The sequence below is a fragment of the Ruegeria sp. HKCCD6119 genome (genome assembly GCF_013110585.1).
Classification (GTDB): domain Bacteria; phylum Pseudomonadota; class Alphaproteobacteria; order Rhodobacterales; family Rhodobacteraceae; genus Ruegeria.
In genome coordinates, this window is record NZ_WVQV01000003.1 from 209,074 (window position 1) to 230,955 (window position 21,882).

Sequence of the window (21,882 nt, forward strand, 5' to 3'; positions counted from 1 at the left end):
CGGCGCCTTACAGCGCCTCTTCGTTGGTTTCCCCGGTCCGCACGCGCAGGGCCTGCTCGACATCGAGGACGAAAATCTTGCCGTCGCCGATCTTGCCGGTCTTGGCGGTTTTGGTGATGGTCTCGACGATCTGGTCGGTCATCGCGGCAGGCACCACGATTTCCAGCTTGATCTTGGGCACGAAATTCACCGCGTATTCGGCCCCCCGATAGATTTCGGTGTGGCCGGATTGCGAGCCGAAGCCCTTGATCTCGGTCACCATCATGCCGCGCACGCCGGCCTCGGTCAGTGCCTCGCGCACCTCCTCCAGCTTGAACGGCTTGATTGTCGCAATGATCAGTTTCACGTCTTTCCCCTCTGGTTCTCCGGTGGAACCGGTTTGTTTGCACCTGCAGAAAAATGCGCGACGGATCGCGGTATGAAACGGCTCTTGGGGGTCAAAGGGCTGCCAAATGGCGGAAGATTGCACATTTTTTGCACAACTTGGTCGCGTTGATTAAATAATGGGCAGTGTTGTGAGGGGAATTTTAGGAAATTCGGACCTCTACATACTCGGATCACCGGGGTATGGTGGCGCAAAAGAAAACCCGGGCAGAGTTTGAGCATGACTGAGTCCAAGCGACGCAAGCCGAAATTGGTTGCGGACAAAAGGTACCCGTCAAAGGGTCGTAAACCGTCGGCATCCAAGCGCCCGGCGGGCAAGAAGGCGACGGCTCGCAAAACCACCGCACGCAAAACTGCGCGCAAAAAGACGCGCAAGAGATCGGGGGGCAAAGGCGGCGGCATCCTGCGTCGTTTTTTCCGCTGGGTCTGGCGCATGGTCTGGGGGCTGACCTGGCGGGTCGGAGCGGTCGTGGCCATCCTGATCGCCCTGGCGGTGGGTGTCGTCTATTCCTCGTTGCCGGACTTGGATGCCTTGTTGGACGGCCGTGCGCGCGGGTCTGTCACGCTGCTGGACCGCGACGGCAAAGTGTTTGCCTGGCGGGGCGACCAGTTTGGCGGGGTGATCACTGCCGATACGGTGTCGCCGCATCTGAAAAACGCCGTCATCGCGACCGAGGACAAACGGTTCTATCGCCATTTCGGGGTGAGCCCGCGCGGTGTGGCAAGCGCCGTTCGCATCAACCTGAGCGAAGGGCGCGGCCCGTTGTCCGGGCATGGCGGGTCAACCATAACGCAGCAAACGGCCAAATTGCTGTGTCTGGGCGTGCCTTATGATCCGACTGAATGGGAATCAGAGGCCGCCTATGAAGCCGATTGCCGACAGGGATCGCTGTTGCGCAAGGCCAAAGAGGCCATTTATGCAATGGCGATGGAGGTGAAATACTCCAAGGATGAGGTTCTGACGATCTACCTGAACCGGGCTTTCCTTGGTGCAGGCGCGCGCGGGTTCGAGGCCGCAAGCCAGCGGTACTTTGGCAAGTCCGCCGCCGAAGTCTCGCCGGCCGAGGCAGCGATGTTGGCCGGGCTGTTGGTTGCGCCCACACGTTATGCACCGACGAACAATCTGCAACGGTCGCAGGACCGGGCCCGCCTTGTGATCGGTCTGATGGAGGATCAGGGCTATCTGACCGCCGCGCAGGCCAGCGAAGCGCGGGCCCGCCCAGCCCAACTGTCCGAGGCGGCGGCTGCACGGGCCGGGGGATATTTTGCGGATTGGGTTATGGCCAGCGGGCCCGAGTTCTTTACCCGCAACACGACCGAAGATGTGGTGATCCGGACCACCCTGGATCAGCGCATTCAGACCTCTGCGGAAGAGGCGCTGAAATTCATCTTTCAGGAAAAAGTGCGCGAAGGATCAAAGGCGCAGGCGGCCATTGTGGTGATGTCGGCCGACGGTGCGGTGCGCGCGATGGTTGGTGGGCGCAAGACACGCGTGTCTGGCGCGTTCAACCGGGCGACGCAGGCGTTGCGACAGACGGGATCATCGTTCAAGCCATTCGTCTATGCCACCGCGCTGGAACTTGGGTATTCGCCGCTGGATACGGTGATGGATGAACCCTATTGCGTCGATATTCCGGGGTCAGGCCAGTGGTGCCCCAAGAACTACACCAACAAGTATTATGGGCGGGTGACCTTGGCGGATGCGCTGAAAAACTCGCTGAACATACCGGCGGTGAAAGTGGCCGAGATTTCCGGCCTGGACAATGTTCGGACGGTTGCCAGCGGCTTCGGGATTGCCAGCGACCTGGCACAGGGGCCTGCGCTGGCGCTTGGTGCATCGGAAAGCACGTTGATCGAGATGACCGGGGCTTATGCAGGCATCCTGAATGGCGGGTCGCAGGTTGAACCTTATGGGCTGACCGAACTGAAGCTGCTGGGCGACGAAACACCCGTCATGGTCACGACGACCGGTATTGGCGAGAGGGTCATCAATGAAAAGGCTGCCAAACAGCTGACCTGGATGATGGAGCGCGTGGTCTCTGAAGGGACCGGCGGGCGGGCCAAATTGCCCGGCTGGCAGGTGGCGGGCAAGACCGGAACGACCCAGGCCGCGCGCGACGCGTGGTTCATCGGGTTCACGGCGGATTATGTGACCGGGGTCTGGATGGGGTATGATGACAACACGCCCTTGTCCGGCGTGACCGGTGGTGGCTTACCGGCCGAGATCTGGAAAGAAACCATGCTGCGCGTGACCGAGGGGATGACGCCCACCCCGTTGCCGATGATGGCGCCGGAACCTCCGGTGCAAACGGCGCAGCCGCAGCAACAACGGCGAAAGAAACAAACCGGGTTGGACCGGGCTATAAACAACCTGTTGAACAATATCTTCGGGAATTGAGCAGGCAAAAAAAGGCGGTGCGCTGGGCACCGCCTTTTGTTTTTTCATTCTTTCGTTTCTTAGACGCTTGCGTCCAACGCTGAAAGGATCGCGTCGCCCATTTCGCTGGTCGAGACGGGCTGAACGCCCTGATCCGCAAGCAGGTCGCCGGTGCGAACGCCGTCGGCCAGAACTTTCTCGATCGCAGCTTCCAGCCGATCCGCTTCCTCGCCCTGATCAAAGCTGTAGCGCAGAGCCATCGCAAAGCTGAGGATGCAGGCGATCGGGTTGGCTTTGCCCTGACCCGCGATATCGGGGGCAGACCCGTGTACGGGCTCGTACATTGCTTTGGGGCGTCCATTGGCCATTGGCGCGCCCAGCGACGCCGACGGCAGCATGCCCAGAGAGCCGGTCAGCATCGCGGCGCAGTCGGACAGGATGTCACCGAACAGGTTGTCGGTCAGGATCACGTCGAACTGTTTCGGCGCGCGCACCAGCTGCATGGCACCGTTGTCGGCGTACATATGGCTCAGCTCAACTTCGGGGTAGTCAGCGGAAACGCGGTTGACCACTTCGCGCCACAGAATGCCCGATTCCATCACGTTGGCTTTTTCCATCGAGCACAGCTTTTTGTTCCGGCGCATCGCCAGTTCAAAGGCCGAACGCGCGGCGCGTTCAATCTCGGATTCGGTGTAACGCTGGGTGTTGATGCCGACGCGTTCATTGCCTTCCTCGAAGATACCGCGTGGTTCACCGAAATAAACGCCCGAGGTCAGTTCGCGCACGATCATGATATCCAGACCCGCAACGATGTCTTTCTTCAGCGACGAGAAATCAGCCAGCGCGTCAAAGCACTGGGCCGGGCGCAGGTTCGAATACAAGTCCATTTCCTTGCGCAGGCGTAGCAGGCCGCGCTCGGGCTTCAGGCTGAAATCCAGATCGTCGTATTTTGGGCCGCCGACAGCGCCCAATAGAACCGCGTCGACCTCTTGCGCCTTGGCCATCGTCTCATCGGACAGAGGCTTGCCGTGGGCATCATAGGCGGCACCGCCGACCAGATCCTCGCTCACGTCAAATTGAAGACCGCGATTGGCGCCGAACCAATCGATGATTCTGCGCACTTCGGCCATGACTTCCGGGCCAATTCCGTCTCCGGGCAGGATAAGGAGCGAAGGGTTGGACATGAAGGGTCTCCTTGCGTTTTGTTGCACAGGGCCTAGCGTCTGCGTTGCATCGGGTCAATGAGACGAACCTGCCAAAACAGAAGGAAAACACATGCTGACACCTGGAAATCCGGTTCCTGCGCTGAAAATCGAAACTGTTGCCCATGGCAGCTTCGATCTTGACGCGGACAAGGGCGAACACGGGACGCTGGTGATTCAATATCGCGGGCTGCATTGCCCGATCTGCATCAAGCAGATGACCGAGGTCGAAGCGGCGCTGGATGACTTTGCGGCGCTGGGCGTCGAGGTCATCATGATCACCACCGATACAGCCGAGCGCGCGGCGGAAGCCGCCGAAAAAGCCGGAGCGTCGCGCCTGCGTGTGGGCCACAGCCTTCCCCTGTCCGCTGCGCGGGATGATTGGGGCCTTAACATCTCGACCAAGCGCGAAGGCAGCGCCGAACCGGACCTGTTCGCAGAGCCGGGGCATTTCTACATCGCACCCGACCGGACGCTGTACTATGCATGGCAACAGACCACGCCTTTCGGTCGCCCGTCCATGTCGGATATTGCGGGTGGTTTGAAATTCACACTGGGCAACAACTATCCCGCGCGCGGAACTTATACCGGCCCGCTTTGACCCTCAAAGAGCGGCTTTGAGCCCTTCTGCCAACAAATCCCAGACCCTGCGGATGCGCGGGGTCTGGCGCATGGCCTGGGGTGCGGCCAGCCACACGGGTAGAATCGGGATGTCCACATCCAGCGGTAGGATTTCCACGTCGGGGTCGGCTTGGGCAACCTGTACCTGGCTGAAGCCTATGCCACAGCCCGCCCGGATCAGTTCCCAATAGGCGCTTTGCAGGTCACAGCGGGTGGCAAAACTGTCGCGGCTGGCTGGCCACCCCTTTTCACGCATGGCTTTGATGATCTCCTGGTTCGCGTCAAACCCTACCAGATCATGCGTAAACAGTTCTTCGGGTGTCTTGGGGCGCCCCTTCCGGTCCAGATAGGACTTTGCCGCACAAAAACACAGCGGCACATCCCCGAGATAGCGGGAAATGAGATCCACCTGCGCAGGGCGATACATCCGCACGGCGATATCCGCCTCGCGATAGAGCAGATTCTCGGTGGTGTCAGTGGCCACCAGTTCAAGCTGGATCGTGGGCTCTTGCCTGCGGATGGACGCCAGTATCGGTGGCAGCAGGTGATGCGAGGCAAAGACAGATGCGGTGATGCGCACCGAACCTTCAAGCTGTTGCGATTGCCCCGCGGCGGCAAGACTGAACGCGGTCATGGCGCTGTGCATCTGCTGGGCCAACGGCAAAAGCTGTGAACCCGCTTCGCTGAGCTTCAGACCACGCGCGTGGCGATCGAAAAGAGAGACACCCAGCTCGTCCTCGAGGTTTTGGACCTGCCGCCCCAAAGTGGGCTGGCTGCGATTCAGGTGTCGTGCGGCGGCGGACAACGATCCCGTCTCGGCCACGGCCAGAAAGCATTGGATCAGAGACCAATCTGCATGTGTCAGAGCTTTGTCCATTCAGAAATGAATACACGTTCTGCGAATTGCGGCAATTCCTTGCGCGAAGTGAATGGGTAGATTGACCTCAGACAGGAGGCAAACATGGCACAATCTGCACTGGTACTGGGCGCAACAGGTCGTTTTGGACGCAACGCAGCCCTGGCGTTCAGGCGCGCGGGCTGGGATGTGACGGAATTTGACCGCAGGTCTGATTCGCTGTCACAGGCGGCGCGCGGCGTGGACGTCATCGTGAACGGATGGAATCCGCCCTATCCCGATTGGGCACGCGATGTGCCGGTACTGACCAAACGGGTGATAGATGCGGCCTCAGATACGGGGGCGACCGTGATCGTACCGGGCAATGTCTACGTATTTGGTGGGAATACGCCGGGCCCATGGTCGGGCGGGACGCCGCATCGAGCCACCAACCCTTTGGGCCGGGTTCGGATCGAGATGGAAGAGGCCTATCGCGCGTCAACCGTGCGCACCATCCTTTTGCGCGCCGGGGATTTCATCGACACCAATGCATCCGGAAACTGGGTCGATCAGGTCATGATCAAGCGTCTTTCGCGCGGTCAGTTCGTTTATCCCGGTGATCCGGACGCACCGCACGCTTGGGCCTTTCTGCCTGATCTGGCCCGCGTCGCCGTCGCGCTGGCTGAGATGCGGCAAGACCTTCCCCGTTTCTGCGATGTTCCATTTGAAGGGTACACTTTGACCGGGACGCAGATCGCTCAATCGCTTTCGCAAGTCACCGGCCGGCCGGTTACAGTGCGGCGTATGAAATGGTGGCCTCTGCAATTGGCCCGCCCATTCTGGCGCATGGCCCCTCATTTGATCGAGATGCGGTACCTCTGGCACGTGCCGCATCAATTGGATGGCGGTTATATGAAAGAATTGCTGACCTCTTTTTCTGAAACGAAGCTGGAGGATGCCTTGCGTTCCGCCATTTCGTCCCAACGTGCCGCTTCATCGGCGACGGCCGGGAACAGGGGCGAGGTTCTAGGGTAGGATTATGTCAACCCAGACCAGTCGATGCCTGCTGGCGCGTCGGGCACTGTCGTACAGCGTGTCACCTTCCACGGGCCAGACAATGCCGGTTTCCGAGATTTGCAGATCACTGGACGGCAACACATAGTCAACGCGCATTTCCCCGGTGGCTTTCCATTCGACCGTTGCTGATGAACCCGATGGGTCCTTTGGCATCGGATCCTGCACATGGGGATCGGCCAAAAGCGCGCGAATGGCCTGCTTGTGGCCTTCTCCGCGGGTCGGGTCGAGATTGGCGTCCGCGGCCATCACGAAGGGGCCTTGAGGAACTGGCCCCAGGCCGCCATTCAGCAAAACCGACCACAGGCGAATCTCGTCCCTGTTGCGCAGACCGTTGCGATCCTCGGGTCCGTCAAAAACCGGTGGGGCAGCGTGAAAGGTCATCAGGCTAAATCGCCCCTGCGGGGTTTCGATCGGAAGCACCCAATGCACGGTCGAGGACAGGCGCTGAATGTCGTGCGCAGCTTCAGACGGGAAGGGGAGCCCATCCCTGAATGGCAAATCAGCCCCAGGCAGGTCTTTCCACCGCAGATTGGTGTAATCCTGAACGTCTTCGGTCATGATTTCGAAACGGGACAACACCGCCACCCCTCCGTGGCCGGTGAACTTCCCCCAGCCCTGCGCGTCGCCGGGGCCTTGCGTTTGGCCATCTCTGTCCAGATCCAGCGGCGTTTCCAACCCAGCATTTGGTTGGGCGGAAAAGTGATATGGGAAATCCAGGCCCGCCTCGCGCAGTTTCTCGGACAGGGCGCTCAGGGCCGCGCCGTCCAGATCCCAGTCGATGCCTTGCAGGGCAATGACATCAGGCCGCGCCGCAGCAATGACCTCGACAACGGCTTCAACCTGCGCATCATCCCGCTGGATGTCGCGCAGCAGCAGGCCGGGGCCGTTTCTGCTGAGTTCAGTGTTGTAGGTGGCGATGCGATAAACCTCTGCCTGTGCCGAGAAAGGCAACAGCAGCAGAGCAAGGGCACGGATCATGCGGCTTGCGTTGTCTCGTTTGTCGAATAGGCGCGGCGCTTTTCCACGATCAGACCCGCGATGCGAAGCGTCGCCATGCCGCGCATGATCATGCTGGCGGGCAGGAAGGCCCAGGCGCACATGGTCCAGATCAATGTTTGCGGATTGCTCAGCGAGATCGGGGCAACGACGCTGCTCATGAGCTTGATGACAGCCGGAATGAGGAAGGGGAGCAGAACGCCAATGCAGATATTCAGGCGACCATCACGTTGCAGGCGGGTGACAACATCGCCGCCCTTGGTGGGATCAAACAACGGCAGATTGGTCCATACGTTGAAGGCGCCATTGCCCGTGGGCCAGCCGCGCACTTTGACCGCATAGGCAAAGCTGGCGACGGTGACCAAGGCAGCCACATAGGCCACACTGGCTGCGATCCGAACCAATTCGATCAACGGCTGACCGGCATCCAAGGGTAGCATCAGCACGATCAACCGAACCGGGGAATAGGGAAAGTCCGCAACATTCGCGACGGCCAGACCTGCGGTGTAGGCGAACGCGGTCAGTTCAGTCGGCTCATAGGTGTTTTTGCAAACCAGTGTCAGAAAGGTGACCATCGACATCAGCCCGACAAACCGCAGACGGTTCACCGGCGGCGCATCGCGAAATTCAATAAAACTGGGAAAAGCAGAATTGTACTCGGCGAATGTCAGGATGAACGCGAGAATCGCGAGGAAGACCAGAATCTCGGTCCCGTTCGTCGATGATACAGGCAGGTACAACGCGGGTGTCAGCACCATCAGTGCCACAAGTATTCCGCGTATCGCCGCCCCTGTTGTGCGCGCAATCACTATCCGAACCCTTTTTCAAACCGGATAAGTCGATCTTCGCCGACTTACATTCCAACTTGTGCCCATCGTCTCGAGTTTTTGACGGATGCCTCTTTAGCGCCAACATGGACGATAAGCGGCATTTCGCTCAAGACAGGGTGCAGAAAACACGTGATTTCGGGCAAAATGATGGCGCAACTGGTGCGGGATTGCATCATTTTCGACGCAAATCCGACGTGTATCTCAATATGAGACCAAGATGTTGTGGTTTTGCGAAAATCAACCCCAAGAATGAGAACGGGGCCGCATTGGCGACCCCGTTAGGTTGAGTGTTCAAAGAATCGCTTGGGCCTTACACCCAGGGGCGGGCCTGGCTGGCGTGTTCCTCAAACTTGTCGATGTGGTGATCTTTCTCCATCGTCAGGCCGATATCGTCCAGACCGTTCAGCAGGCAGTGTTTGCGATGCGGGTCAATATCAAACTCGATCACGACACCATCCGAAGTGGTGATCTGCTGATCTTCCAGATGTACCGTCATGCGGGCATTCTCGCCTTTATGCGCGTCTTCCATCAGGATCGCGTGATGCTCTTCTTCGACCACGATCGGCAGGATGCCGTTCTTGAAGCAGTTGTTGAAGAAGATGTCGGCAAAGCTGGTCGAGATCACAACCTTGATGCCGAAATCCTTGATCGCCCAGGGTGCGTGTTCGCGCGACGAGCCGCAGCCGAAATTGTCTCCGGCGACCAGAATTTCGGCCTCGCGATAGGCGGGTTTGTTCAGGACGAACTCTTCGTTCTCGCGCCCGTCATCATGATAACGCATTTCGTCAAACAGCACGACGCCGAGGCCGGACCGTTTGATGGTTTTCAAATGCACTTTGGGAATGATCATATCGGTGTCGATATTGATCAATGGCATCGGGGCGGCCACTCCGTGGACTTTTTCAAACTTATCCATGTTCACACTCCTGCGGGAGAGGGCCGCGCCCAGGCCCCGCGTTAAGCTTGTTTCGTTTCTTTTGGTGCGTCCTTGACGAAGAACGCCATGAAGACAAGGCCGAGCCCGTTAAAGATCATCTCGATCCCCAGCAGGATGCCCAGCAATTGCAGCAGCACCGAAGGGTCCATTGCGGCAAAGCGCCAGATCAGGATCGCCAGTACAATCGACATGATGCCCGAGACCAGCGTCGCCCAGAAATATTGCGTTCCGCGCATCTGGAACGACAGGATCACGCGGGCAATGCCGCCAGCCATGAACAGGATCAGGCAGACAGTTGCCAGTGTCAGCGTTCCTTGCAGTGGGTGATCCAGAAAGGACCAGCCCAGAAACAGCATCACGACACCCATGATAAGTGACAGTATCTTGTTGCCGGCCCCATCGACGGTGAAGCCGCCAACAACCTGTAACGCGCCTGAAATCAGCAGCAATACACCTGTGACCACCGTCACGGTGATTGATGCCACGACCGGTGCGCCCAGCACAAAGATGCCGAACACTATGGACAGAAGTCCAAGCAATAGCCATTTGACCCAGTCACTCATTTGTTCAATCCCTCAAATATCTAGATATGAGGGCACCTTACAACAATTCACGGACGTCTGTCAGCCGTCCCGTGATTGCCGCTGCGGCAGCCATTGCCGGGCTCAGCAGATGTGTGCGCCCGCCCCGGCCCTGACGGCCTTCGAAGTTGCGGTTCGAGGTTGCGGCACAGCGTTCGCCCGGTTGCAACTGGTCGGGGTTCATCGCCAGGCACATCGAACAGCCTGCCAGACGCCATTCGAACCCGGCCTCTTTGAAGATGTCGGCCAGGCCTTCTTCTTCGGCCTGAGCGCGGACCAGCCCCGAACCCGGCACCACCATCGCGCGCATCCCGTCCTTGATCTTCTTGCCTTTCAGGATCTCGGCCGCGGCACGCAGGTCTTCGATACGTCCGTTGGTGCAGGACCCGATAAAGACGGTGTCAATCTCGACATCGCTCAGCTTCTGACCGGCTTTGAGACCCATATACTCGATTGACCGGCGGGCCGCTTCGACCTTGCCGCCTTCGAAATCCTCGGGGTGCGGCACGGTTGCCGTGATCGGCAGAACATCCTCGGGGCTGGTGCCCCAGGTGACGACAGGCGCGATGTCTTCGCCACGAATCGTGACAACCTTGTCGAAATGCGCGCCTTCGTCGGTGTAGAGTGTTTTCCACCAATTCATCGCGGCTTCCCACTGCGCACCTTTCGGCGCATGCGGACGGCCTTTGACATATTCGAACGTGGTCTCATCCGGTGCAATCAGCCCTGCGCGTGCACCGCCTTCGATGGCCATGTTGCAGACGGTCATGCGGCCTTCCATCGACAGGTTGCGGATGGCTTCACCGCAATACTCGATGACATAGCCGGTGCCGCCGGCGGTGCCGGTTTCGCCGATCACGGCCAAGGTGATGTCCTTGGCGGTCACGCCCGGCTGCAATTTGCCGGTGATTTCCACCTTCATGTTCTTGGATTTCTTCTGGATCAGGGTCTGCGTGGCCAGAACGTGTTCGACCTCGGACGTGCCGATGCCGTGGGCCAATGCGCCGAATGCGCCATGGGTGGCGGTATGGCTGTCGCCGCAGACGACGGTCATGCCCGGCAGGGTCCAGCCTTGTTCGGGGCCGACGATGTGCACGATGCCCTGACGGACGTCATTTACCGGGTAATAGTGAATGCCGAAGTCCCGGGCGTTCTTGTCCAGCGCTTCGACCTGAATGCGCGATTCCGGGTTTTCAATACCGTTCACCCGGTCAGGTGTGGTCGGAACGTTGTGGTCCGGCACGGCAATGGTCTTTTCCGGCGCGCGCACCTTGCGGCCCGCCATGCGCAGGCCTTCGAACGCCTGCGGGCTGGTGACCTCGTGGACCAGATGGCGGTCGATATACAGCAGGCAGGTGCCATCATCGGCTTCGTGCGCGACATGGGCATCCCAGATCTTGTCATAGAGTGTTTTGGGGGACATGTGTCCTCTCCCGTATGTAATGAGAAATAGCTGGCGAGTTGGCTCAGGCGACGGGTGGGCGCGCCAGGACCGTGCGGGCAGCCCCAAAGAACCGTTCGCGCAGACGCGCGCGGTCTTCCAGATTCTGTTCTTGGGCCACATTGAGTCTCATGCGGTTCAGATATACCGCGCGTTTGCTGCAATCAAGGTTCAAATCCGGTGTCAGGCTTGCATCGCCTGGCATTGCTGTCCAAGCTGCCGTGCAGGAGGCGCGTATGAACCAAGACCTGATCCCCAGCTCGCTGACAGACCTTTACAACAACATGGTCGCGGGGTTCTCTTCCGAGCTTCAAGAACTGGTCGAGTTGGTGGTTACGCCGGGCTGGCGGCAGTATCAGTTGGTCATCATCCTTTTCCTTTGGGCGCTGGCTTTCCTTCTGAAAGTTCTGACACAGCCACGATGGGATGCCTGGACGCGCGCACGCACCGGATGGCCGAAATGGCGGCTTCGCACCATGGTACAGCTGATGCAGCGGCTGACACTGGTCTATTTCGTGCTGCTGTCCTGGCTCTTGTATCAGGTTATGCAGCATGTTACCTGGCCGTCGCGCAGTTATCTCATTGGGATCATTGCAACTCTGGCAACTGCGTGGCTGGCGATTGCACTGGTCGCGAGGCTTGTCCGCAACCGGACGCTGCGACGGATATTCAAGTGGGCAATGTGGGTCTATGCAACGCTTGTTGCTTTGAATCTGACGGATGACGTGGCCAAATTCCTTGATGGGGTCGCGATTTCCGTCGGTGACCTGCATATTTCCTTGCTGGGCATTCTCAAGGCCATCCTGCTGATCGGGGTCCTGTTGACGCTGGCCCGCATCGGCACCCGCGCGGCCGAGCGTGGATTGCAGAGCAATGACGACATCACCCCATCCATGCAGGTGTTGTTGGCCAAGGGAATTCAGGTGCTGCTGTACGGCGCGGTCTTTCTGGCTGCGATCCGCACGCTGGGCTTCGATCTGACCGGCATTGCGCTGCTGTCGGGCGCAATCGGCGTCGGCATCGGGTTTGGCCTGCAAAAAGTGGTGTCAAACCTCATATCGGGGATCATCATCCTGATGGATCGGTCGATCAAGCCAGGCGATGTGATCTCGCTGGGCGATACGTTTGGTTGGATCAATGCGCTGGGCGCACGCTACGTCTCGGTTGTCACGCGGGACGGGCGGGAATACCTGATCCCGAACGAGGACCTGATTACCAACCAGGTGGTGAACTGGTCGCATTCCGACAAATTCGTGCGGTTGGATCTGGATTTCGGCACCAGCTATGAGGATGACCCCCACAAAGTGCGCGCAACGGCGATCCGGGCTGTAAAGGCAGTGACCCGCGTATTGAGTGGCGGAAAACATGAACCGGTATGCCATATCACCGGTTTTGGCGACAGCAGCGTGGATTACGTTCTGCGGTTCTGGATCAGCGATCCGACCAAAGGGCTGACCAATATCAGGGGAAATGTCTATCTTGCGCTGTGGGATGCGTTTCAGGACGAAGGCATCTCGATCCCCTTCCCGCAGCGCGAGGTTCGGCTTTTGTCGGAAAACGCAAACATGCAACAAATCGCAGAAGAGTGATCACCCCTGCGCGGAGCCGGACGCGCTTTCATTGAAATGTTGCATTCCCCTTGCTACCTTATTAATACCCTGGCGCCGGGGTTTCACGGCGCGCAGCAAAGGAGGACTATGTCCTGTCTCTACATACACAGGCGGGTTTGCCCGCCGAAGACGGGTCCCGTGTAATGGCCCACTCTCAGTCAATCAGCGACAAGCTGCTTGAGCGTATCCTTTCCTCACTTTCCGATGACAAGGCCGAAGACGTCGTGCAGATCAACCTGCAAGGCAAGTCGTCTGTCGCGGATCACATGGTCATTGCTTCGGGTCGGTCGACCCGTCAGGTCTCGGCCATGGCGGAAAAGCTGACGGATCGCATCAAGCAGGAATTCGGTTTCTCCTCGAAGGTCGAAGGCAAGGATGCCGGCGATTGGGTGCTGATCGATACGGGCGACGTGATCGTCCATATCTTCCGCCCCGAAGTGCGCGAATTCTACCAGCTGGAAAAGATGTGGCTGCCTCAGGGCGGCAGCGCCTCGGCGAACTGAGGCGCCATCCCGGCCCGTATTAAAGGGCCGGAGGCGAGAGAGATATGCGTATCAGCATAGTTGCGGTCGGGCGATTGCGCGCCGGACCGGAGAAGTCCCTGCTTGATGATTACCTGACCCGCTTTGACCGGACCGGACGTGCGCTGGGCCTTGGTCCCGCGCGGGTGATCGAGGTCGAGGACAAGAAAAACGCAGGCATGGGGGCCGAAGCCGCGTTGCTGCGCAAGGCGCTGCCCAAGGGCGCGGTGATCTGTACGCTGGACGAACGTGGGCGCGTGATGTCCTCGCCCGATTTTGCCAAGAAACTGGGTAGTTGGCGCGATGCCGGGCGGCAGGATCTGGCGCTGATCATCGGCGGAGCGGACGGAATAGACCCTGCTTTGCGGGCGGAAGCCGACTTTTCCCTCTCGTTGGGGTCGATGGTCTGGCCTCATATGCTGGTCCGTGTGATGCTGGCCGAGCAACTGTATCGGGCCGCGACCATTCTGTCAGGTGGCCCCTATCACCGGGTCTGACATGGCGAAGCTTCTGATCGTTTACCATTCGCGCACAGGTGGCGCCCGGCAGATGGCCGAAGCGGCGGCTGAATCGGCGCGGGCTGAGACCGAGGTTGAACTTGTGCCTGCGGATCAAGCGGGGCCGGAGGATGTGCTGGCCGCCGACGGCTACATTTTCTGCGCGCCAGAGAATCTGGCGGCGATCTCGGGCTTGATGAAGGAATTCTTCGATCGCTGCTATTATCCGGTTCTGGGACAGATCGAAGGTCGTCCATATGCGCAGATGATTTGCGCCGGATCAGACGGAGAGAATGCAGCCCGCCAGATCGCACGGATCGCCACTGGCTGGCGGTTGAAAAAGGTCCAGTCGCCGCTGATTGTCTGCACGCATGCGCAAACGCCCGAGGCCATTCTGGCCCGGAAAACCATTCCTGAAGATCAGCTGGATCGGTGTCGCGAGATCGGCGCCGCGCTGGGTGCGGGCCTGGCCATGGGGATTTTCTGAAGGTCAGTTCAGTTCGACCAATGTCGTGTCTTCGTTCCAGCCATCCACATTGCACCGGGCCTGAATCTGCACCTGTGACACGTTTTCCGGAATCACCACGCCACCAAGCGAGCGGGTAAAGGGTTGTTCTGTCTCGTGCGGGTGGTGCAGCACCCGCATTCCCAGTTCATTCCCGTCCATGTCCAAAACGCGCCAGCCGTCGGCGTAATGATCCCACCCTGTATCGGGATGCCGGATCGTCACATCGAACCGCCATGTGTCACCGGTGGCACTGGCGCGGACCTGTTCGATTGTCGGCGGGTCGGCAAGGGCAGGTGCAGCCAGAAGGGCGCTGAGAATCACATATCGCATGGTTCGAACCTAGGGTTTAATGTCGCGCTTGGGGATCACGTCTCTGTGTTCGACGTTTGGGCCATGAGGATCGCGCGGGAATGCGATGCAAATTCGCGGCGATACAGGACACCGAATGTGATCATTGTGCCCAACACCAATGCCATCGGCCCGAGAAACCACGCCAGCGAAGCAAGGGCGAAATATGTGGCGCGGAGACCGCGGTTGAAGCTTCGGGCAGCGGTCACGCAGATCTCGGCCGCCTGACCGGCCCGAGGATAGGCGTTTGGGTCTTCAGGATCGTTTGGAACCGAGGCCATCAAAACGGCGCAATACCCAAAAAGGCGATGTGCCCAGACGTATTTCAGAAAAGCATTGGCCAGCAGCAGGACAACCACAAGTATCTTGATTTCCCAGACCATCGCCGGTGCGCTGCCGATGGCAAGATCCGTCGCCACCCCGGCCAATCGCTCGGTATTGCCCAACAGGGCCAGACCGCCCCCGATGGCAATCATCGTGGTTGAGGCGAAAAAGGTGCTGCCTTGCCGCATGGCAGCCACGACCTGCGCATCGAACATCCGTGGCTGGCGCGTCACCATCTCGTGCATCCAGTCGCGGCGGTAGCCATCCATCACAAGGGCGACGGACGGTTTCTGTGGTGACGGGTGTTCGATCTTCCATCCGATCCATAGCCACGCACCCAGCAATATCGCCATGGCAGCATAATCCAGAAGGGAAAACAGGGCGGCACGTTCGATCCAGGTCATGGCGCGACAGTAAGACCGGACATCGCAACTTGCCAGAGTGGTAAATTGGTAATATTATTTTACCAAAGAGAGGAAGGGGAGGGATGCCATGGAAATGCCAAAGCCAAGCCCGGACGTACTGAACCGGAAAAGCACGATCGTTTCGCGGCTGTCGCGGGTTCTGCCAGATACGGCAATTATCCATGATCCGGCTGAAACCCGAGCCTATGAGTGCGATGCCCTGACGGCTTACAAATGCCCGCCGATGCTGGCCGTGCTGCCGTCGAGCACGCAGGAAGTCTCGGATGTTTTGCGCATTTGCCATGAAGAAGGCGTGCCGGTCGTGCCGCGCGGTGCGGGTACGTCGCTGGCCGGCGGGGCATTGCCAACGGCTGATTGCGTCATTCTGGGCGTTGCGCGGATGAATGAGGTTCTGGAAACGGACTATGACAACCGTTTCATTAGGGTGCAGACGGGCCGCACCAATCTGAGCGTGACCGACGCGGTCGAGGAAGAAGACTTCTTTTATGCGCCTGATCCTTCCTCGCAACTGGCCTGTGCCATTGCCGGCAATATCGCGATGAATTCAGGTGGCGCCCATTGCCTGAAATATGGCGTGACAACGAACAACCTTCTGGGCGTGACCATGGTGATGATGGATGGCAGTGTTGTCGAGATCGGCGGCGCGCATCTGGATGCACCCGGTCTGGACCTGTTGGGCGTCATTTGCGGCTCGGAAGGTCAGCTGGGCGTGGTGACCGAAGCAACACTGCGCATTCTGCGCAAACCCGAAGGCGCGCGGCCGGTTCTGATGGGGTTCGACGACAACGAAGTCGCGGGTCAGTGTGTTTCTGACATTATCAAATCGGGCATTCTGCCGGTCGCGATCGAGTTCATGGACACGCTGTGCATAAAAGCCTGCGAAAACTTTGCGCACGCTGGATACCCCGATTGCCATGCGCTGTTGATTGTCGAAGTGGAAGGGTCTGAATCCGAAATTGACCATCAATTGGCGAAAATCACCGAGATCGCCAAACGACACAACCCGGTCGAACTGCGAGAAAGCCAGTCAGCCGAAGAAAGTGCAAAAATATGGCTTGGTCGGAAATCCGCATTCGGCGCCATGGGGCAGTTGAACGACTATATGTGCCTTGACGGTACGATCCCGGTGTCGGCCCTGCCGACGGTGCTGCGCCGTATCGGCGAGTTGAGTGAAGAATTCGGTCTGCCTGTTGGCAACGTATTTCACGCAGGGGATGGGAACATGCATCCGCTGATCCTTTTCGATGCCAACAAACTGGGTGATCTGGAAAAATGCGAGGCATTCGGGGCCGAAATTCTGAAATTATGCGTGGACGAAGGCGGTTGTCTGACCGGTGAGCACGGCGTGGGTATCGAGAAGAGGGATCTCATGTCGCATCAATATGCGCCTGCCGATCTTGAGGCGCAGATGGCGGTCAAGGACGTTTTTGACCCCAAATGGCTGCTGAACCCTGCCAAGGTGTTTCCACTGAACGTTTCGGAAACCCGTCGCCACGCGCAGATTGCTGCCGAGTAACGGGCTCTAATAACGGATTTTGCCATGAAACCTGAATCAGAATCTGAACTGGCCGACATGGTGGCCGGATTGAAAGACCCTGTTTGCATCATCGGTGGCGGCACGCGCGCGATCACCGGTCCCGAAGCGAATATCGAAACCGGGGCTCTGCGTGGCATTTCGCTTTACGAACCCGGAGCACTTACTCTTGTGGCCAAGGCCGGGACACCATTGGCAGAGATCCAGGCCGTGCTGGAGGCGGAAGGTCAGCAGCTGGCGTTTGAGCCGATGGATCACCGAAGTTTGCTTGAAACTCAAGGTGAACCAACGATCGGCGGTGTCGTCGCGGCCAATATCTCGGGCCCGCGGCGGATTCAGGTCGGTGCCTGCCGGGATTTCCTGCTAGGTGTGCGTTTCGTCGACGGGCGCGGACAGGTGGTCAAGAACGGTGGGCGAGTTATGAAAAACGTCACCGGTTATGATCTCGTTAAATTGATGGGTGGGTCTTGGGGAACACTGGGAATTCTGACCGAAGTGTCGTTGAAGGTGCTGCCCAAGCCGGAAAAAGCGGCGACTTTGTCCGTCGCCGTTCGGGATGCCGGCAGAGCGGTGGAAGTTCTTTCCGCTGCGTTGAAATCACCTTTTGAAGTGACGGGTGCCGCCTATGACCCGGCGGGTGGCAATGCCCTGCTTAGGGTCGAGGGGTTTGCAGAATCGGTGACGTACAGGATCGGTCGTTTGACCGCCTTACTGGCAGATTTTGGTGAGGTGACAGACGAGGGAGACGCCGCAGCGCCTTGGACCGGGATCCGCGACGTTCACCCATTTCAGGGAAAGGACGGGGACGTCTGGCGGCTTTCGGTAAAACCGGGTGACGCGGCAGAGATTTCGGCGCGCGCCGAAGCGGATCAAGCGCTGTTTGACTGGGGCGGCGGTCTTGTCTGGCTGCTGGTCCCGGCTGGCACGGATGTGCGTGCCCGGCTTGGCGCGTTTTCAGGTCATGCCACTTTGGTACGATCTGACCACGACACGATCAGAAAACTGGGGCGATTTCATCCGGAGCCCACATCAATATCGGCACTGACAAAGGGCTTGCGTGCGAAATTTGATCCTCGGGGTTTGTTCAACCCGGGGCTGATGGGATAGGGCGATGCAGACAACATTCACTGATGAGCAATTGCAAGACCCGGCCATCCAGCGCTCGAACGAGATTCTGCGAAACTGCGTCCATTGCGGATTTTGCACGGCCACGTGCCCGACATATCAGGTGCTGGGAGACGAGCTGGACAGTCCGCGTGGGCGCATCTACCTGATCAAGGACATGCTGGAAAACGAGCGCGTGCCCGACGAAAAGACGGTCAAGCACATCGACCGCTGCCTGTCCTGTCTGGCCTGCATGACCACCTGCCCGTCAGGTGTGCATTATATGCATCTGGTCGATCATGCGCGCGAATATATCGAGGCCAACTACAAGCGCCCGCTGACGGATCGCGTGTTGCGCTGGGTTTTGGCGCAGATCCTGCCTTATCCGATGCGGTTCCGTTGGGCCCTGATCGGGGCCAGGCTGGGCCGTCCTTTCCGGTTCCTGATGCCTGATGCCCGGCTGCGCGCGATGTTGGAGATGGCGCCCAAGCATATCCCGTCTGTCAGCCGCAACGATGATCCGCAGAGTTTTGCGCCCGGCGGTGAACGAAAAATGCGGGTGGCGCTGATGACGGGCTGCGCACAAAAGGCGCTGAACACCGATATCAATGACGCCACGATCCGCCTGCTGACACGGTTGGGGTGCGAGGTCGTGATCGCTGACGGTGCCGGGTGTTGCGGAGCTTTGACCCATCACATGGGCAAAGTGCAAGACAGTCATATGGCGGCAACCGCCAATATCAGAGCCTGGAAACGGTTAATGGAAGGTGATGGGTTGGACGCCATCGTCATCAACACCTCTGGCTGTGGCACCACCGTGAAAGACTATGGGCATATGTTTCGCAATGACCCGCTTGCCGAAGATGCGGCGCGTGTGTCTGCAATCGCCATGGATGTCAGTGAACTTCTGATCCAGCTGGACTTGCCGGCGGGGGAAAACCAAAATCTGACCGTCGCCTATCATGCGGCCTGTTCATTGCAGCATGGGCAGAAGATCAAATCCTATCCCAAAGATTTGCTGAAACACGCGGGTTTCACGGTTGTCGAACCCGCCGACAGTCATTTGTGCTGCGGCAGCGCGGGAACGTACAACCTGATGCAGCCGGAAATATCAGGCCAGTTGAAACAGCGAAAAGTCAAAACTCTTGAGGCGAAACAGCCCGATATCATTGCTGCCGGCAATATCGGGTGCATGATGCAAATCGGTTCTGGTACGCAACTGCCGATCGTTCACACGGTAGAGTTGCTGGACTGGGCGACGGGCGGGCCAAAGCCACCGGCCTTACAGAGAACAGCGGATCCGGTTCCCGTCTTGCGGTAAATCATGCTGATGCCAGCGCGCATCATTTTCCAGGGAAATACCTTTGGTGCATGACCGCCCTATTTTCGCCCAACGCGGCACGTAGGACAAAAGCTTCAAAGTGAGTCTCGGAGAACCGCGTGCGTAACTGGATCAAGGCGATCGTGCTCTGTGTCTTGCCATTGGCGGCCACGGCGCAGGACACCAGGCTGGAAAGCCTGGATACGTCGGATTCCGGGCGCGAGTGGATGGCTGTCGGGCGGTTGGATATCGCCGGCGCAGGGTTTTGCACCGGAACGCTGGTGTCGCCGACGCTTGTACTGACAGCGGCGCATTGCCTGTTCGACAAAAGATCAGGACAACGGATCAACCCTGCGGATATCGAGTTTCTGGCTGGGTGGCGTTTGGGGCGTGCGTTGGCCTATCGGACCGCGCGCCAGGCTGTGATCCATCCGGACTACCAATATGGCGTCGATTCTACGGCCGACCGGGTAAGCGCGGACGTGGCTTTGATCGAGCTGTGGCAGCCGATCCGTAATACCGCCGTCATTCCATTTGAGTCGGGCGATCAGCCCAAACGTGGCGCTGAAGTGGGCGTTGTGTCTTATGCGCATGACCGGTCAGAAGCTCCGTCGCTGCAACAGGTCTGCTCGGTCATGAACCGGCAGGCCGGGGTTATGGTCATGTCCTGCGATGTTGATTTCGGGTCTTCGGGGGCACCCGTTTTTTCTTTCTCGGGCGCGCGCCCTCAGATCGTATCGGTGGTTGCGGCCAAGGCCAGTATGGACGGCCAGAGTGTTGCAATTGGAACCGCGGTTGAGCATTCGCTGCAATTGCTGCGTGACGAACTTTCTGCGGGGCGGGGATTTGGGCTTTCCTCGTCCGGATCGGGAACGAACAAGAACATAGGCGCAAGGTTCATTCGACCATGATGAGAGTCTTTTGGAGCTTGTTATTGGGCCTGAGCGTCTTGGCAACAGCGCCGCAAGCGCAATCCAACAAGCGCAAGCTGACCGACCGGGATGACCTTTATGGTTGGGAGGCTATCGGTCGACTGGATGTCCGCGATGCCTCGTATTGCACCGGCACGTTGATCGCGCAGGACATGGTACTGACCGCAGCCCATTGTGCGGTGGATCGTCGAACCGGGAAGACATATGTGCCCGAAGACATCACGTTTCGTGCAGGCCTCAGCAACGGCAACGCTTTGGCCGAACGTCAGGTCACGCAAATCGCCCTTCATCCCAGCTATGGGGTGCAGAACCCGCTGTCGCACGAAGGCGTCCAGTTGGACGTGGCCCTGATGCGGCTGAATGAGCCTATTCCGTATTCGGTCGCCGACCCTTTTGCGCTGCACAGCGGCCATGTTCCGGGCAACGAGATCAGCATTGCCTCGTATGGGCGGGGACGGTCCGAGGCGATCACCCGAGAACGGTCGTGCCGTATCATCGACCGCAGGCAGGGTCTGATCACCTTTGATTGCGACATTACTTTCGGGTCTTCCGGGTCTGCAATTCTGGCGAAAAACGGTGCGCGCTGGCAGATCCTGTCCGTGGTATCGGCGGTAGGCACGAACGGCCGTAGAAAGGTGGGGTTTGGCATGGAGCTTGACGGGATCGTCGCCGAGCTCAAGGCCATCATGCGGCGCGACGCACCTCAGCCCAAGGCTTCGATCCGCCGATTGCAGGTCGGGTCCGGTAAGTCAGGATCTGGTGCGAAATTCATCAGTTCTGGCGGGGGTTGAACTCGGCGAAATCGCTACCCATGTGATGTGTATCGGACCGCCACAACGGGGTCCGGTACCTGAAATCGCCCGTCCAGTCGGAGGGCGCTTATCGCAAATCGCTCAAGAATGAGGATATGACACATGCGTACGTTTGATTTTGCACCGCTGCACCGCGCCACCATTGGCTTTGACCAGATTGCCGACATGATGGATCGCGTTCTGACCAATGATGGGGCCCAGCCCAGCTATCCACCCTACAACATCGAAAAAACTGATGTCGACACCTACCGGATTTCGGTGGCCGTTGCCGGTTTTTCGGAAAACGACCTGACCGTGGAAGTGAAAGAGAATTCACTTGTCGTGGCAGGTAAGAAAGCCGCCGAAGACAAAGAGCGCACCTATCTGCACCGTGGCATCGCCACCCGCGCGTTCGAGCGTCGGTTTGCCTTGGCGGATCATGTCCGCGTCACCGGTGCGAGCCACGAAAACGGTATGCTGAACATCGAACTGAAGCGCGAGGTTCCTGAGGCCCTGAAACCGCGCCGGATCGAGATCACCTCGGCCAAAGCCATCGAGAAGGATGTGATGGACGCCAAAGCCGTGAACTGAGGCTTCTGAATATCCCGCGGCAGTTCACTCCTCCCGGACTGCCGCAACACACGCCCCGCGTTCCTCCAGACGCGGGGCGTTGTGTTTTGGGCGTT

Annotated in this window: 24 protein-coding genes; 13 read left to right on the forward strand and 11 right to left on the reverse strand. The window is 58.9% G+C overall.

From position 1 onward, the window contains the following. Positions 1-7: 7 nt before the first annotated feature. On the reverse strand, positions 8-346 hold the full coding sequence (locus GS611_RS10975) for a P-II family nitrogen regulator (RefSeq protein WP_152459713.1): 339 nt from the start codon (positions 344-346) through the stop codon (positions 8-10). A 258-nt stretch (positions 347-604) separates the two neighbouring features. On the opposite strand from GS611_RS10975, the gene GS611_RS10980 reads away from it, so the two are divergent. Continuing rightward, positions 605-2,782: a transglycosylase domain-containing protein gene (locus GS611_RS10980; RefSeq protein WP_171635564.1), complete on the forward strand. Its 2,178-nt coding sequence runs from the start codon at positions 605-607 to the stop codon at positions 2,780-2,782. A 59-nt stretch (positions 2,783-2,841) separates the two neighbouring features. Here GS611_RS10980 and leuB read toward each other — a convergent pair whose 3' ends face one another. Further along, positions 2,842-3,945 carry a 3-isopropylmalate dehydrogenase gene (gene leuB / locus GS611_RS10985; RefSeq protein ID WP_171635566.1) on the reverse strand — a complete coding sequence of 368 codons (1,104 nt, stop codon included), beginning with the start codon at positions 3,943-3,945 and terminating at the stop codon, positions 2,842-2,844. A gap of 91 nt (positions 3,946-4,036) precedes the next feature. Between leuB and GS611_RS10990 the strand changes: the two genes are divergently transcribed. Further along, positions 4,037-4,564, forward strand: a complete 528-nt coding sequence (locus GS611_RS10990; RefSeq protein WP_171635568.1) for a redoxin domain-containing protein — start codon at positions 4,037-4,039, stop codon at positions 4,562-4,564. Positions 4,565-4,567: 3 nt separating this feature from the next. On the opposite strand, the gene GS611_RS10995 is transcribed toward GS611_RS10990, so the two are convergent. Beyond that, positions 4,568-5,461 carry a LysR family transcriptional regulator gene (locus GS611_RS10995; protein WP_171635570.1) on the reverse strand — a complete coding sequence of 298 codons (894 nt, stop codon included), beginning with the start codon at positions 5,459-5,461 and terminating at the stop codon, positions 4,568-4,570. Between the two features lie 84 nt (positions 5,462-5,545). On the opposite strand from GS611_RS10995, the gene GS611_RS11000 reads away from it, so the two are divergent. Further along, on the forward strand, positions 5,546-6,454 hold the full coding sequence (locus GS611_RS11000; RefSeq protein ID WP_171635572.1) for a sugar nucleotide-binding protein: 909 nt from the start codon (positions 5,546-5,548) through the stop codon (positions 6,452-6,454). On the opposite strand, the gene GS611_RS11005 is transcribed toward GS611_RS11000, so the two are convergent. From GS611_RS11005 to GS611_RS11030, 6 genes are all read right to left on the reverse strand, one after another. Beyond that, positions 6,446-7,474 (reverse strand): endonuclease/exonuclease/phosphatase family protein, encoded by a 1,029-nt coding sequence (locus GS611_RS11005; protein ID WP_171635574.1) that lies wholly within the window; start codon positions 7,472-7,474, stop codon positions 6,446-6,448. The two genes, GS611_RS11000 and GS611_RS11005, sit on opposite strands and share 9 nt — an antisense overlap. Continuing rightward, the gene (locus GS611_RS11010) at positions 7,471-8,301 is read right to left on the reverse strand and encodes a hypothetical protein (RefSeq protein WP_171635576.1); all 831 of its coding nucleotides are present in this window, start codon (positions 8,299-8,301) and stop codon (positions 7,471-7,473) included. Before GS611_RS11010 ends, GS611_RS11005 begins: the two co-directional genes overlap by 4 nt. 331 nt (positions 8,302-8,632) lie before the next feature. After that, on the reverse strand, positions 8,633-9,238 hold the full coding sequence (gene leuD, locus GS611_RS11015) for a 3-isopropylmalate dehydratase small subunit (protein WP_171635578.1): 606 nt from the start codon (positions 9,236-9,238) through the stop codon (positions 8,633-8,635). A 41-nt stretch (positions 9,239-9,279) separates the two neighbouring features. After that, positions 9,280-9,822 carry an HdeD family acid-resistance protein gene (locus GS611_RS11020; RefSeq protein ID WP_171635581.1) on the reverse strand — a complete coding sequence of 181 codons (543 nt, stop codon included), beginning with the start codon at positions 9,820-9,822 and terminating at the stop codon, positions 9,280-9,282. Positions 9,823-9,859: 37 nt separating this feature from the next. Beyond that, on the reverse strand, positions 9,860-11,263 hold the full coding sequence (gene leuC / locus GS611_RS11025; protein WP_171635583.1) for a 3-isopropylmalate dehydratase large subunit: 1,404 nt from the start codon (positions 11,261-11,263) through the stop codon (positions 9,860-9,862). 43 nt (positions 11,264-11,306) lie between these two features. Continuing rightward, positions 11,307-11,402, reverse strand: a complete 96-nt coding sequence (locus GS611_RS11030) for an isopropylmalate isomerase (RefSeq protein WP_253285003.1) — start codon at positions 11,400-11,402, stop codon at positions 11,307-11,309. Positions 11,403-11,517: 115 nt separating this feature from the next. Here GS611_RS11030 and GS611_RS11035 point away from each other — a divergent pair, with 115 nt between their 5' ends. The 4 genes from GS611_RS11035 (at position 11,518) to GS611_RS11050 (ending at position 14,396) form a co-directional block, all read left to right on the forward strand. Further along, a complete protein-coding gene (locus GS611_RS11035) occupies positions 11,518-12,870 on the forward strand; it encodes a mechanosensitive ion channel family protein (protein WP_171635588.1) in 1,353 nt (450 codons plus the stop codon). Positions 12,871-13,034: 164 nt separating this feature from the next. Further along, positions 13,035-13,394 carry a ribosome silencing factor gene (gene rsfS / locus GS611_RS11040; RefSeq protein WP_171635591.1) on the forward strand — a complete coding sequence of 120 codons (360 nt, stop codon included), beginning with the start codon at positions 13,035-13,037 and terminating at the stop codon, positions 13,392-13,394. Positions 13,395-13,438: 44 nt separating this feature from the next. Further along, positions 13,439-13,909 (forward strand): 23S rRNA (pseudouridine(1915)-N(3))-methyltransferase RlmH, encoded by a 471-nt coding sequence (rlmH, locus tag GS611_RS11045; RefSeq protein ID WP_171635594.1) that lies wholly within the window; start codon positions 13,439-13,441, stop codon positions 13,907-13,909. 1 nt (position 13,910) lies between these two features. Further along, positions 13,911-14,396, forward strand: coding sequence for a flavodoxin family protein (locus GS611_RS11050; RefSeq protein WP_171635596.1), 486 nt, complete (start codon positions 13,911-13,913; stop codon positions 14,394-14,396). A gap of 3 nt (positions 14,397-14,399) precedes the next feature. On the opposite strand, the gene GS611_RS11055 is transcribed toward GS611_RS11050, so the two are convergent. Together GS611_RS11055 and GS611_RS11060 are read right to left on the reverse strand one after the other, a co-directional pair. Further along, positions 14,400-14,747, reverse strand: a complete 348-nt coding sequence (locus GS611_RS11055) for a hypothetical protein (protein ID WP_171230254.1) — start codon at positions 14,745-14,747, stop codon at positions 14,400-14,402. Between the two features lie 35 nt (positions 14,748-14,782). Then, positions 14,783-15,493 (reverse strand): DUF599 domain-containing protein, encoded by a 711-nt coding sequence (locus tag GS611_RS11060; RefSeq protein ID WP_171635598.1) that lies wholly within the window; start codon positions 15,491-15,493, stop codon positions 14,783-14,785. 88 nt (positions 15,494-15,581) lie between these two features. Here GS611_RS11060 and GS611_RS11065 point away from each other — a divergent pair, with 88 nt between their 5' ends. From GS611_RS11065 to GS611_RS11090, 6 genes are all read left to right on the forward strand, one after another. Further along, positions 15,582-17,030, forward strand: a complete 1,449-nt coding sequence (locus GS611_RS11065; RefSeq protein WP_171635600.1) for an FAD-linked oxidase C-terminal domain-containing protein — start codon at positions 15,582-15,584, stop codon at positions 17,028-17,030. Between the two features lie 24 nt (positions 17,031-17,054). Continuing rightward, positions 17,055-18,155: an FAD-binding protein gene (locus tag GS611_RS11070; RefSeq protein WP_171635602.1), complete on the forward strand. Its 1,101-nt coding sequence runs from the start codon at positions 17,055-17,057 to the stop codon at positions 18,153-18,155. A gap of 4 nt (positions 18,156-18,159) precedes the next feature. Further along, positions 18,160-19,473, forward strand: a complete 1,314-nt coding sequence (gene glcF, locus GS611_RS11075; protein ID WP_171635604.1) for a glycolate oxidase subunit GlcF — start codon at positions 18,160-18,162, stop codon at positions 19,471-19,473. A gap of 119 nt (positions 19,474-19,592) precedes the next feature. Beyond that, positions 19,593-20,384: a trypsin-like peptidase domain-containing protein gene (locus tag GS611_RS11080; protein ID WP_171635605.1), complete on the forward strand. Its 792-nt coding sequence runs from the start codon at positions 19,593-19,595 to the stop codon at positions 20,382-20,384. Next, positions 20,381-21,196: a serine protease gene (locus tag GS611_RS11085; protein ID WP_171635606.1), complete on the forward strand. Its 816-nt coding sequence runs from the start codon at positions 20,381-20,383 to the stop codon at positions 21,194-21,196. Before GS611_RS11080 ends, GS611_RS11085 begins: the two co-directional genes overlap by 4 nt. Positions 21,197-21,319: 123 nt before the next feature. Next, the gene (locus tag GS611_RS11090) at positions 21,320-21,787 is read left to right on the forward strand and encodes an Hsp20 family protein (RefSeq protein ID WP_171635607.1); all 468 of its coding nucleotides are present in this window, start codon (positions 21,320-21,322) and stop codon (positions 21,785-21,787) included. Positions 21,788-21,882 lie beyond the last annotated feature (95 nt).